9 protein-coding genes and 1 riboswitch are annotated in these 12,308 nt (G+C 67.2%); of the genes, 5 read left to right on the plus strand and 4 right to left on the minus strand.

Features of this window, described 5'->3' with window-relative positions:
- Positions 1-139 precede the first annotated feature (139 nt).
- Together LK459_RS01665 and madC are read left to right on the plus strand one after the other, a co-directional pair.
- Positions 140-1,267 carry a MadB family AAA-type ATPase gene (locus LK459_RS01665; RefSeq protein WP_227921383.1) on the plus strand — a complete coding sequence of 376 codons (1,128 nt, stop codon included), beginning with the start codon at positions 140-142 and terminating at the stop codon, positions 1,265-1,267.
- A 4-nt stretch (positions 1,268-1,271) separates the two neighbouring features.
- Complete coding sequence (madC, locus tag LK459_RS01670) at positions 1,272-2,807, plus strand: MadC family VWA domain-containing protein (RefSeq protein WP_227921385.1); 1,536 nt, start codon at positions 1,272-1,274, stop codon at positions 2,805-2,807.
- Positions 2,808-2,813: 6 nt separating this feature from the next.
- Here madC and LK459_RS01675 read toward each other — a convergent pair whose 3' ends face one another.
- Positions 2,814-4,034 (minus strand): acyl-CoA dehydrogenase family protein, encoded by a 1,221-nt coding sequence (locus LK459_RS01675; protein ID WP_227921387.1) that lies wholly within the window; start codon positions 4,032-4,034, stop codon positions 2,814-2,816.
- A gap of 212 nt (positions 4,035-4,246) precedes the next feature.
- On the opposite strand from LK459_RS01675, the gene LK459_RS01680 reads away from it, so the two are divergent.
- The gene (locus LK459_RS01680; protein WP_227921388.1) at positions 4,247-4,924 is read left to right on the plus strand and encodes a (2Fe-2S)-binding protein; all 678 of its coding nucleotides are present in this window, start codon (positions 4,247-4,249) and stop codon (positions 4,922-4,924) included.
- A gap of 87 nt (positions 4,925-5,011) precedes the next feature.
- On the opposite strand, the gene LK459_RS01685 is transcribed toward LK459_RS01680, so the two are convergent.
- Positions 5,012-5,827, minus strand: a complete 816-nt coding sequence (locus LK459_RS01685; RefSeq protein WP_227921390.1) for a CbtA family protein — start codon at positions 5,825-5,827, stop codon at positions 5,012-5,014.
- 24 nt (positions 5,828-5,851) lie between these two features.
- Positions 5,852-6,076 (minus strand): CbtB domain-containing protein, encoded by a 225-nt coding sequence (locus LK459_RS01690; RefSeq protein WP_005174000.1) that lies wholly within the window; start codon positions 6,074-6,076, stop codon positions 5,852-5,854.
- A gap of 62 nt (positions 6,077-6,138) precedes the next feature.
- Positions 6,139-6,214: riboswitch (cobalamin riboswitch) on the minus strand.
- 81 nt (positions 6,215-6,295) lie between these two features.
- Between LK459_RS01690 and LK459_RS01695 the strand changes: the two genes are divergently transcribed.
- Positions 6,296-10,948, plus strand: coding sequence for an ATP-dependent helicase (locus tag LK459_RS01695; protein ID WP_227921392.1), 4,653 nt, complete (start codon positions 6,296-6,298; stop codon positions 10,946-10,948).
- Positions 10,941-11,753: a DNA-formamidopyrimidine glycosylase family protein gene (locus tag LK459_RS01700; protein ID WP_227921394.1), complete on the plus strand. Its 813-nt coding sequence runs from the start codon at positions 10,941-10,943 to the stop codon at positions 11,751-11,753. Before LK459_RS01695 ends, LK459_RS01700 begins: the two co-directional genes overlap by 8 nt.
- An 88-nt stretch (positions 11,754-11,841) precedes the next feature.
- Here the strand turns inward: LK459_RS01700 and LK459_RS01705 are convergent, their stop codons facing one another.
- Positions 11,842-12,264, minus strand: coding sequence for a pyridoxamine 5'-phosphate oxidase family protein (locus LK459_RS01705; RefSeq protein ID WP_007240773.1), 423 nt, complete (start codon positions 12,262-12,264; stop codon positions 11,842-11,844).
- Positions 12,265-12,308: the final 44 nt, after the last annotated feature.

A 12,308-nucleotide genomic window follows, 5' to 3' on the forward strand; every position in this document is an offset into this window, starting at 1 on the left:
CCAGGAGACCCTCGGGAGACTGAGCACCTCCCGAGCACGCGGATCGGTCCGGGTGAGGTCGCGACCTGACCCTTCACCTGGACCGATCCGCACCCCCGAGTTCACACCACACCCGCGAGCACTGATGTCACGAGGAGCCATGCCGGACGTGTCCGAACTGTCCAACGCCCCACTGTCGAACACCCGACTGTCGGAAGCCGAATCATCGCCCTTCTCACACGGATTCGACACCGTGGAGGAGCTGATCGAGAGTCTCGACGCCCAGGGCTATGTCATGGATGACGACCTCGCGGTGGTCGTCCACCTCGCCACACTGCTCGACCGACCACTTCTACTGGAGGGACCCGCAGGCGTCGGAAAGACCGAGTTGGCCAAATCCCTTGCTGCGGCGTCGGGTCGGGAATTGATCCGCCTGCAGTGCTACGAAGGACTCGACGAGTCACGCGCACTCTACGAATGGGATTACGCCCGCCAACTCCTGCACGTGCAGATGTTGCGCGACCGGATCGGCACCGAACTCGCCGCCCAGCCGACACTGTCTGCCGCATCAGCGGCGCTGACCCGCGCCGACGTCGGCGTATACACCGAGGACTTCCTCGTCGCCAGGCCGCTGCTCGCCGCGATCACCGCGGCCTCACCGACGGTGTTGCTGGTCGACGAGGTCGACCGCACCGACGAGGCGATGGAAGCGGTCATGCTCGAGGTGCTCGCAGAGCGTCAGGTGACCGTGCCGGAACTGGGAACCTTCACCGCGCGGTCGTCGCCGTGGGTGATCCTCACCTCCAACGACACTCGCGAGCTCTCCCCCGCACTCAAGCGTCGCTGTCTGCACTTCCAGGTCGATTATCCCGATGTCGAGCGCGAACGACGCATCGTCGCGGTCCGCGCACCGGAGGTCGAGCCCGCGGTGATCGCCGACGTCGTCGACCTCGCGCGTCGCCTGCGAGAGTTGCCGCTGCGCAAGAGTCCCTCCATCGCCGAGGTCATCGACGCCGCACGGGCGGCGTCGTATCTACGCGCGACGACTGCCACGCACGCTGCGGACACGGCACACGATCAGGCGTCCACCGATCGCGCCCTGCTCTCGCTGCTGGTGAAGTTCGGTAGTGATCTCGACACCGCGCGAGCCGCGATGGGCACCCCGGGGTCGTCCGCATCCGCCCTCGATGCACCGACCCCGATCGCAGCCGACGGCTCGAGTCCGCGAGGATCTGTGACCGCGACCGCGTTCGGATCAGGTCGCGCACGTAGCGCCGGTCGACGCTGAGCGCATGGCGACCTCTCGAGCGCGAAGTGCCACTGCGACCCGCGATCACGTACTGGACGCGATCGCGGTGGTGTTCGGACACGCGCTCCGCCGCCACCACGTCACCGTCTCCCCCGCCGAGGTCATCGAGATCAGACGCACGCTGGCGCTTGTGGGGGCCGGCCACCTCGACCGGCTGCGGGCAGCACTCCGCGCGGTGAGCGTGAAGTATGCGCACGAGGTCGACGGCTTCGACACCGCCTTCGACCTCGTGTTCGTCGGCGCACAGAAAGCAGATTGCGCCGCCGACCTCCCGCGTCCCCGCGGCGCGGCGGCAGAGCTACCCGAGGACGTGGCCTGGGACGATGACTTCGACGGCGCGGCACGGCGCATCGGCGCCGACGAGCACACCGACGAGATCGGCGATCTGATGGCCGACGACCCCGATGCGCGTGAACGCCACGGGGAGAGCGCACATCGCGAAGAGAACGATTTCTCGGTGTCGGCGGGGACAGAACAGTTGGCCGTCGACTCCGAAAGCAACAGCGTCGCAGGCGGAATCACCTACACGGTCGAGATCGACGGAGCGGCAGCTGCCCAAGCCGGTGAACTGGTGGGGTCGACGGCGCGCGTGAGCGGAACGTCGATCACGATGGCCGACGCGGCTGCGATTCTCGCCGCTCTCGACTCCGCCGACGCACGCAGCGTCTACGGCGACGACGGCGCGAAGGACCTCAGCGACGAACAGCGTGCGGAACTCGAACATGCACTGTCTAAGTTCATCTCAGCACTCTCCGAACGCCTCGTCGGCGTAGCTGCAGACGCCGTACTCGATTCCGCACCCCTACACGGGAGCGATCAGGCACAGATCGACCGAGCGTGTCACCGACTCATCCAACGTATTCGGGGTGCGCCACGCACGGTGGCGCGCACAGCTGATCGTGGGGCGCTCAACATGCGTCGAACGATGCGTTCCGCCGTCCGCACGGACGGGGTCCCCCTCACGCTGTGGCGCAGTGTTCGCTCGCCGGGCCCGGTGCGACTGCTCATCCTCGTCGACGTCTCGTTGTCGGTGCGACCTGTCGCGGGTTTCATACTGCGACTCGCACAGACGCTGTACGCGTTCGGTGACCGGTGTGAGGTCGTGGCTTTCGTGGACAGACCGGTGCTCGTCACGTCCGCGCTGAGAACAGCCGCCGCCGACGACGCACTCGCGGCCGTCCTGGCCACCGACGACCTCGACCTGTCGGCGACGAGTGATTACGGCCGCATGCTCGCCGAGTTGCTCGAGAGCCATAGCGGTCTCATCACCGCGCGCACGTCGGTCCTCGTCGTCGGCGACGCGCGCAGCAACGGCTTCGATCCCCGCGTCGACCTGTTCGCCGAATTGGCTCGGCGGGTCCACCGGATGGCATGGGTCACCCCGGAGCCGCGCCGATACTGGTCCCAAACGGGCTGCGCTCTCAGTGATTACGCGCAGCACTGCACCGGCGCGGTGAGCGCCCGCGACGGAACAGAACTCATCGAGAAGGCCGACGAACTCGGAAGTGCGCTGGCCTGACAACCCTCAGGCAAGCAGCCCCTTTGCCACATGTGTCACCTGGATCTCGTTGCTACCCGCGTAGATCATCAGCGACTTGGCATCGCGCGCAAGCTGTTCCACGCGGTACTCGGCCATATAGCCGTTTCCGCCGAACAACTGCACCGCCTCCATCGCGACCTCGGTCGCCGCCCGCGACGAGTAGAGCTTCATCGCCGACGCCTCGGCCAGCGACAACGGCTTGCCCGCCTTCGCGCGTTCGAGCGCGTTGAACAGCATGTTCTGCACGTTGATCCGCGCGATCTCCATCTCGGCGAGCTTGAGCTGGATGAGCTGGAAACGACCGATCTCCTGGCCCCAGAGTGTCCGTGACTTGGCATATTCGATCGACAGCCGCTGAGCCTCGTTGATGATGCCCATCGACAGCGCCGCGATCCCGATGCGTTCGGCGGTGAACCCCGCCTTCACTCCGTCGTCGCCCCGGCTGCTCGACCCGGTGTCCTCGGTCTCACCCAGCAGCCTGTCGCGCCCGAGACGCACGTTGTCGAAGAAGAGTTCACCGGTCGGGCTGCTCATGATGCCCATCTTCTTGAACGGCTTGCCCTGCGTGAGCCCCTCCATGCCCTTGTCGAGCACGAAGGTCAGCACCTTGCGGTCGCGCATCGGTGTGCCGTCGCCCTCGTCGAGTTTCGCGAACACGACAATGGTGTCGGCATACGGACCGTTGGTGATGAACGTCTTCTGCCCGTTGAGCACGTAGCCGTCGCCGTCGCGACGGACCGTCGTCTTCATACCGCCGAGCGCGTCCGAGCCCGAGTCCGGCTCGGTGATCGCCCAGGCACCGACCTTCTCCAGGGTCACCAGCTCCGGCAGCCACCGCTTCTTCTGCGCGAGCGTGCCTTTCGAGCGGATCGTCGACACCGTGAGTCCGACGCTGACCCCCATCGAGACCACCATGCCGAGACTCGCCGCGGCCAGCTCCATGTTGAGGATCAGCGCCATCGAGTTCATCATTCCGCCGCCGGACCCCTTGGGCTTGGACTCACCCGCGGCCTCGGCATCGAGTTCCTTCTCGAGGCCCTCGCGCGCCATTGCGTCGACGCCGAAGGAGGTCATCAGCTTCCGCAGGATGTCGTATGGCGGCAACTGCCCGCTCTCGAGTTCGTCGGAGTGCGGCCGGATCTCCTTGTCGACGAACGACCGCACCGCGTCACGCACCATGAGGTCTTCTTCGGACCACTCGAACATAGCCACCCTACCCATCAGCGATAACTAGAACACGTTTCAATACAGCTTTGCACGTCGGCTTCCCTCGATCCACATGTACCCGGATACTGCCCACCGGTACCCGCGTGAACTGCACTCACGCAATCGACCGCGGGCGGCTTCGGGCACCCGTGCCGGCCGCCGACCCGCCGCGTGTGTGGACACCGTTCACCGTCGTGCGCTACGCAGAGTGCATGACCGAGTCAGTTCACGCCGCTTTCGGCCCCTTCTTCGAGGTCGAGGTCCACGAGGCGGACGCGCCGGTCGGCGCGAGCTGGTTGACCATGGCAGCCGCGCTGGTCGACGACGACGTCCTCGTCGACCGGGTACGACGAGTACGTCGAGCACTCACCGCCAGCGCTCCCGCGGAGGTCGAAGCACGCGTCGCGGCATCGGTGACGCACCTCGGCCTCACCGCGCGACTGGTGGCGCCCGCGCTGGGCGCCGCGGTCACCGGAGCAAGCATCTCGCTGCAGCCCGAGCACGTCTGGTGGCGCGACGAACTCGGCGGACCGTTTCCACTCTCCGTCGTGTTGCTCGGTGCCGTCGACGCCAATCCCGGTGCCGCCGACGCGAAACCTGGTGCCGTCGGCGAACTGAGCGAATGGTTCGCCCGGCGGTATCCGCTCAGCACGCGAGTGCTCGGAGGAAACGTCGCCTCGGCGATCAACTCCGCGGCACGGATGATCGGGATGGCGGTCCCGGACCTCGCGGACGCCGCACTACTGCACGCGGATCGGTTTCTCGCACACCCCGACATCGAGGACGGACTGTTGCGGTCCGGTCCGACTTTCAAGCGTCGAAGCTGCTGCCTGATCTACCGGGTGTCGGGCGATCGCACTGCCGTGTGCGGCGACTGCGTGCTGGCCTAATAATCCAAACGCGGCCCGAGCTGGTGAACGCGGCTGGTACACCAGCCGCGTCTGCCAACTCGAGCCGCGTGTGGGAACGGAGGAAGGTCAGGCGACGGTCTGCGTCTCCGTTTCGTCGACGCCCTGGTTCGCTCGCGAGCGTGACAGCAAGCCCAGCACGAGCGCGAAGACGACGGTCAGCACCGTCCACAAGATCACCTGGTTCGCGATCGCGTAGACCCGGAAGTCGCCGATGACGTCGGCCGGGAAGCCCGGGTAGACGATCTGGCCCGCGTCGTTGGTGACCGGGGTCGGCACCTCGTCGAAGCTCGGCAGCAGGGCGATCGCGACAGTGACCGCGACGAGATACCCCACCGCGCCGGCGATGGCACCGAGCAGTCCGCCGATGCGCGGCCGCAGCCAGAGCGCGAACACCACGGCAGCGATCATGAACACCAGCGACAGCACCGTCATCGTCAGATACGCGCTCGACCGGTCGGCGATCGTGTCGTCGTTGCCGACAGCGGGCGGGTTTGCCGGGTACGCGAAGAAGGGCACGCCGAAGAAGGTGACGAATCCCAGCGCGCCGACGCCTGCCGCTGCCCAGCGGGGATCGGTAGCGGGATAGCGACGACCGAGGTAGGTCCAGAGGATGGTGAACGCGACGGCGAAGAACGCACCCATCGCCACCGCGAAGACCACGGTGCCGACGCCCGCTCCGATGTTCTCCTGCACCGAGCGCGTGAACACCTCGTGCTCGTGTCCGTGCTCGCCGGTCAACATCTCCTCGGCGTGGCCACGGCCTTCTTCGTAGTCGATCGCCTTGGCGACCTCCGGCTCGATGAAGATCCTGGCGAAAACGTACGCGAAAATACCAGCGATCAGGCCGGAGAGCAGGCCTGCGCCGATGAACTTCTTTTCCATTGTTCTGTTGTCTCCCGGGTCAGATCAGTGGCAGGGGAAGCCGAGGAAGTGACGGGAGTCGTGGACGAACTCGTGGATGTGCGTGTCGCTGCCGAACACCGACCAGGCGCCCTGGTCGTATCCGATGAAGTAGTAGGCGAGAGCGGCGACGAGCACCGTCGCGGTGAGCCACAGCGCGGCCGACGCCGCGGAGAGGTTCGGTACGGCGAGGGCCGCAGGCTTTCGTGCTGCTCGTGTCGAGGCAACCATGGGGCAATTCCTTTCGGGGATGACGCGTCCCTGACGTGTTCCGGAAGCAGGCTGACCGTCACGTCCTGACTCGTCACGACGGGCACATGTCCGTCGGACTCACAGTGGCGCGACCGTTCCGGACTCTCACCGGATTCCTGACAATCAGCGTGGATCTGACCCTATACCAGATCGTCGTCGACGAACCAGCGTGTCGGACCCGTACGGAACAATGGAGGGGTGGCTCGTTCGACTCCCATCCTGAACCGCTTCACCGACCCGACACGTCGGTGGTTCAGCGGCGCCTTCCCCGCGCCGACTCCCGCCCAGGAGGGCGCATGGAAGGCGATCGCCGACGGCGAGAACACGCTGGTCATCGCTCCTACCGGCTCGGGGAAAACGTTGTCGGCGTTTCTGTGGGCACTCGATACGCTCGCCGCTCGTCCCGAGAGGTCCAACGGCACCCGGGTCCTCTACATCTCGCCGCTCAAGGCGCTCGCGGTCGACGTCGAACGCAACCTCCGCGCACCTCTGGCGGGAATCACACGGGCGTCGCAGGAACTCGGCGTGCCCGAGCCCGCGATCACCGTGGGCGTCCGCTCAGGCGACACCCCGGCGGCGCAGCGTCGACTTCTCGCCAAGACGCCACCCGACATCCTGATCACCACACCCGAATCGCTGTACCTGATGCTGACGTCGTCGGTGCGGGAATCGTTGACCACGGTCGAGACCGTCATCGTCGACGAGGTACACGCCGTCGCAGGCACCAAACGCGGCACCCATCTGGCGCTCTCGCTCGAGCGACTCGACGAACTGCTCGACTCCCCCGCGCAGCGCATCGGACTGTCCGCGACGGTCCGTCCGCCCGAACTCGTCGCGCAGTTCCTCTCCGGATCGCGCCCGTGCACCGTCGTACGACCGAAGGCGGCGAAGACATTCGATCTGCGCGTCGACGTCCCGGTCCCCGACATGGCGAACATCCCACCCCCGCCGGATGCTCCCGACGGCGACGACCTCGACGACGCGTTCTCGCCCACCGCGGGTTCGCTGTGGCCCTATGTCGAGGCCTCGATCGTCGACCTCATCGAGACCAACCGCACGACGATCGTCTTCGCCAACTCCCGACGCCTCGCCGAGCGTCTCACCGCACGGCTCAACGAGATTCACGAACAGCGCACGGCACCCGGCCGCGAACCTCCCCGCAATGAGCGGGTGGGCGGCGGTGCACCGGCACTGGTGATGGCGTCGGGAGCGAGCACCGGCGCCGCAACCGTGCTGGCCCGCGCCCACCACGGATCGGTGAGCAAGGAACAACGCGCCGAGATCGAGGACGATCTCAAGAGCGGCCGGCTGCGCTGCGTGGTCGCGACCAGCTCCCTCGAACTCGGTATCGACATGGGGGCGGTGGATCTGGTGATCCAGGTGGAGACGCCGCCGTCGGTGGCCAGCGGACTACAGCGGATCGGCCGCGCCGGACACCAGGTGGGCGAGATCAGCCAGGGCGTGCTGTTCCCCAAGCATCGCACCGACCTGATCGGCTGCACGGTCGCGGTCTCGCGGATGCGCGAGGGCGCGATCGAGGAACTACAGGTGCCGCGCAATCCGCTGGATGTGCTTGCGCAGCAGACGATTGCGGCCGCCGCCGTCGACGTCCTCGATGTCGACGAGTGGTACGACGTCATCCGTCGCGCCGCGCCGTACCGCGAACTCGGGCGGTCGGTCTACGAGGCGACGTTGGATCTGATCTCCGGCCGGTTCCCGTCGGATGAGTTCGCAGAACTGCGCCCACGGGTCACCTGGGACCGTGAGGCGGGAACACTCACCGGTCGCCGCGGCGCACAGCGCCTGGCGGTCACCTCCGGCGGCACCATTCCCGACCGCGGGCTGTTCGGTGTCTTCATGGTGGGCGAGAAGTCCACCCGGGTCGGCGAACTCGACGAGGAGATGGTGTACGAATCCCGCGTCGGCGACGTCTTCGCGCTCGGCGCGACGAGCTGGCGGATCGAGGACATCACGCACGACCGCGTCCTCGTGTCGCCCGCCTTCGGCCAGCCGGGCAGACTCCCGTTCTGGATCGGCGACGCCCAGGGACGTCCTGCCGAACTCGGTGCCGCCATCGGCAAATTCGTCGGCTCTCTCACCGACGAAGCCGAACTCGACCGCCGGGCGACCGAACTCGGCCTCAGCGGTTACGCCCGCGACAACCTGGCATCGATCATCTCCGAGCAGCGCGAGGCCACCGGCCACGTGCCCACCGATCGAACGCTCGTCGTCGAGCGGTTCCGCGACGAACTCGGCGACTGGCGGCTGATCCTGCACTCCCCGTACGGCTTACGTGTGCACGCACCCTGGGCGTCGGCTATCTCGGCGCGCCTGCAGGCAACGCTCGGACTCGACGGAGCGGTCACCGCGTCCGACGACGGCATCATCGTGCGCCTTCCCGACACCGACGACAACCCGCCCGGCGCCGACGTGTTCGTCATCGATCCCGACGAGATCGAGCAGATGGTCACCGATGCCCTCGCCGATTCCTCGATGTTCGCGTCACGTTTTCGCGAATGCGCGGCACGGGCGCTGCTTCTGCCCCGACGTGATCCCGGCAGACGTGCCCCGCTGTGGCAGCAACGTCAGCGCAGCGCCCAACTACTCTCCGTCGCGTCGCAGTTTCCCGATTTCCCGATCATTCTCGAGACCGTCCGCGAATGCCTGCAGGACGTCTACGACCTCCCCTCGCTCACCGATCTCCTCACGCGCATACGCTCGCGTCGGGTGCGACTGACAGAGGTGGAGACGCCGAGCCCGTCGCCGTTCGCGGCGTCGCTGCTGTTCGGCTACGTCGGCGCGTTCATGTACAACGACGACGCCCCGCTCGCCGAACGCCGTGCCGCGGCGCTCTCACTCGACACCGCGCTTCTCGCCCAGCTTCTGGGCAGAGTGGACCTCCGCGAACTGCTCGACCCCGGAGTCATCGCCGAGGTCACCGCGCGTCTCCAACGACTCGACGACCACCGCAAGGCACGCGATGCCGACGATGTCGTCGACCTGCTGCGCTGGCTCGGCCCGCTCACCACCGACGAGGTGGCGCTGCGCTATCGGCGCGGCGACGACGGCCCGCCCGCGCTCGATGTGCTCAACTCGCTGCACCGCCAGGGCTCGATCATCTCGGTCGCCATCCGCGGGGTGCCTCTCTGGGCCGCCATCGAAGACACCGCGCGCCTGCGCGACGGACTGGGCGTCCCCGCGCCGCTCGGGGTTCCGGCCGCTTTCACCGAGTCGGTCGCCGATCCGGTCGGCGACCTCGTCCACCGCTACGCCCGCACACACGGCCCGTTCACCGTCGACGAGGCCGCCGAGTCGATCGGCATGGCCCCGGCGGTGGTGCGCGACACTCTGATCCGGCTCGCCGCCGACCGCAAGGTCGTGGAGGGTGACTTCCTGCCCGCGACAGCCGACAACCCCGACGGCTCACCGGGGTGGACGACGCAGTGGTGCCACAGCGAGGTCCTCTCCGCGATCCGACGCGGGTCACTGGCGGCCAGCCGCGCCGAGATCGCGCCTGTCGACGGCCCCACCCTCTCCCGATTCCTCGGCGCGTGGCAACACGTGACCGATGGAGAGCGACTCACGGGAGTCGACGGCCTGGCAATCGTCCTCGATCAGTTGGCGGGCCACCTCATCCCCGCGTCGGCGGCAGAGTCGTTGATCCTGCCTGCCCGGATCAGCGACTATCAGCCGGCGATGCTCGACGAATTGCTCTCCAGCGGCGACTTCATGTGGACCGGACACGGCCGCATCGGATCGTCGGACGGCTGGATCAGTTTCTTTCCCGCCGACCTCGCTCCCCTGTTCCTACCCGCCGACGTCGAGATCGATACCACCGCTGTGCACACCGGCCTGCTCGAGGCATTCTCATCGGGAGGTGGCCTACGGTTCGCGCAGTTGCTCGACGCGACGTCGACGGAATCCGCGACCGTCACGCGGCAGCAGATCGAGGATGCGCTGTGGGATCTCGTCTGGGCCGGGCACGTCAGCAACGATTCGTTCGCGCCCGTTCGGGCGGTTCTCGCCCCGCGTCGGACCTCGTCGTCGAGCCGGGCGACACCCGCGCACCGTTCCCGCGGGCAAGCACCCCGGCTCCGCCCCGGACGACTCAGTACCCGGCATCTGTTGTCGCAGACCGGTGCGTCGACGACCCCGTCGACGGCGACGGGTCGTTGGTTCGCGACGCCGGGTTCGCTGCTCGAAACGACCGTCGCCACGCAGGCGTTGTGCGAATTGCTGCTGGCACGGTACGGAGTGGTCACCCGCGGCAGCGTGATGGCCGAGGACGTCGTGGGCGGGTTCGCCCGGATCTACAAGGCGCTCAACGTCTTCGAAGACACCGGCCAGGTGCGCCGCGGCTACTTCGTCGACGGCCTCGGCGGGGCGCAGTTCGCCGGAACCTCCACGATCGACCAACTGCGGCGACACGCTCTCACCGACGACGTTCCGGGCAGTCACCGTGCGCCCGACACCGCTGTCGTGCTGGCGGCGACCGACCCGGCCAATCCCTACGGAGCAGCGCTGCCCTGGCCGGATACCGCAGCAGGTGCCGGAGGCCACCGACCGGGCCGCAAGCCGGGAGCCCTGGTGTGCCTGGTCGAGGGGGCACTCGTGGCTTTCGTCGAGCGCGGCGGGAAGACGGTCCTGACCTTCAGTGACGACACCGCATCGCTCGAGGCCATGGCAGCCTCCCTCACCGGGGTGGTGCGGGCCGGACGCGTCGCACGGCTGACCATCGATTCGATCGACGGCGTCAACGCGCTGCGCTCCGAACTGCAGCCGGTTCTCGTCGGTGCGGGCTTCGCGACCACACCGCGCGGACTACGAATCCGCTACGGACACCATGCCTGAAGGCGACACGGTCTATCAGGCCGCTGACCGATTGCGCCGTGCACTCGAAGGCAACACGCTCGAGCGCACAGACTTCCGCATCCCGTCGCTGGCCACCACCGATCTCACCGGCGGAGTCGTGACCGGCGTCCGTTCACGCGGCAAGCACCTGCTGATCGATGTGGCTCCTGTCGCCGGAAGCGCGACGCCGACATCTGAGGGGGTGAGTATCCACAGCCATCTCAAAATGGAGGGCGCGTGGCATGTACACCGCATCGGCACCAGGTGGCGACGGCCGGCACATCAGGCGCGAATCATTCTGCGGGCGAACGGTTACGAAGCTGTCGGATTCGACCTCGGGGTGCTCGAACTGCTTCCCCGCGCCCGCGCCGACCTCGACTACCTCGGCCCCGATCTGCTCGCCGACGACTTCGACGCCTCGCTGGCCGTGGCGAACATCGAAGCACAGCCGACGACCGCGATCGGAGAAGCGCTCCTCGATCAACGCCTCCTGGCGGGGGTCGGCAACGTCTACCGCTGCGAAGCGTGCTTTCTGCGGGGCGTCCGACCGGACCGGACCGTCGCAGACGTGGACGTGCCGCCACTCGTCGAACTCTGTCGGAAGATGTTGTGGGCCAATCGGTTACGAACAGCCAGAACAACAACCGGACGGACCGCGCACAACGCCCGCACCTGGGTGTACGGCAGGATCGGAGCGCCCTGTCGCCGATGCGGGACACTGATCGCCCGCGAATTCTGGTCCGACCGCCGCGAATCGACGAGTGAGGATCGCGTCGTCTACTACTGCCCCAACTGCCAGCGTTGAGGGATGGGCGACCCGCAGCGAGGAGTCTGCGCGGTGACTAACCAGCGCTGAGTCAGCAGCGTTGCCGGAGCCGACTCTCCGGAGCCGCTCAGACCGGGTAGCGCTCCGGCTCAGGACCGAACTCGAAGCGACGCGCGCTGATCTCGTCCGGCACGATCTCGATGTAGTTGTACTTCAGCGTCGGAATCAGCGGTCGCAGCGGGGCTTCGTCGGCCTTCGCGATCTCGGCACCCGTGCTCAACACACGGGCGCTCCCCTTCACCACGACGCTCCAGCCGCCGTCGGCGTCGTACGCATCGGCCTCGAAGGCAACCTTGCCGTTGACGGCGAGTTCGGCGAGCTTGGTGCCCTCCGCGGTGCGCATGAGCACACGTCCGTCACCCGCGTAGTAGTTGATGGGGAAGATGTCGGGCTGTCCGCCGACGCTCAATGCGATCCGACCGACATCGGAGGTTGCGAGCAGTGCCCATGCCTCGTCCGCGGAAAGCTCCTGAATGGGATTGTCCACCATGACTTCTCCTCTGCTCATGAGTCCATTGTCGCGCCGCCGACGTT

This window comes from Gordonia otitidis (assembly GCF_020735545.1).
GTDB classification, from domain to species: domain Bacteria; phylum Actinomycetota; class Actinomycetes; order Mycobacteriales; family Mycobacteriaceae; genus Gordonia; species Gordonia otitidis.

What these genes read in the sequence shown, in the direction of transcription:
- LK459_RS01665 (WP_227921383.1), top strand. Translation starts at nt 140, where the DNA reads ATGCCGGACGTGTCCGAACTGTCCAACGCCCCACTGTCGAACACCCGA.
- madC (WP_227921385.1), top strand. Translation starts at nt 1,272, where the DNA reads ATGGCGACCTCTCGAGCGCGAAGTGCCACTGCGACCCGCGATCACGTA.
- LK459_RS01675 (WP_227921387.1), bottom strand. Translation starts at nt 4,034, where the DNA reads ATGTTCGAGTGGTCCGAAGAAGACCTCATGGTGCGTGACGCGGTGCGG.
- LK459_RS01680 (WP_227921388.1), top strand. Translation starts at nt 4,247, where the DNA reads ATGACCGAGTCAGTTCACGCCGCTTTCGGCCCCTTCTTCGAGGTCGAG.
- LK459_RS01685 (WP_227921390.1), bottom strand. Translation starts at nt 5,827, where the DNA reads ATGGAAAAGAAGTTCATCGGCGCAGGCCTGCTCTCCGGCCTGATCGCT.
- LK459_RS01690 (WP_005174000.1), bottom strand. Translation starts at nt 6,076, where the DNA reads ATGGTTGCCTCGACACGAGCAGCACGAAAGCCTGCGGCCCTCGCCGTA.
- LK459_RS01700 (WP_227921394.1), top strand. Translation starts at nt 10,941, where the DNA reads ATGCCTGAAGGCGACACGGTCTATCAGGCCGCTGACCGATTGCGCCGT.
- LK459_RS01705 (WP_007240773.1), bottom strand. Translation starts at nt 12,264, where the DNA reads ATGGTGGACAATCCCATTCAGGAGCTTTCCGCGGACGAGGCATGGGCA.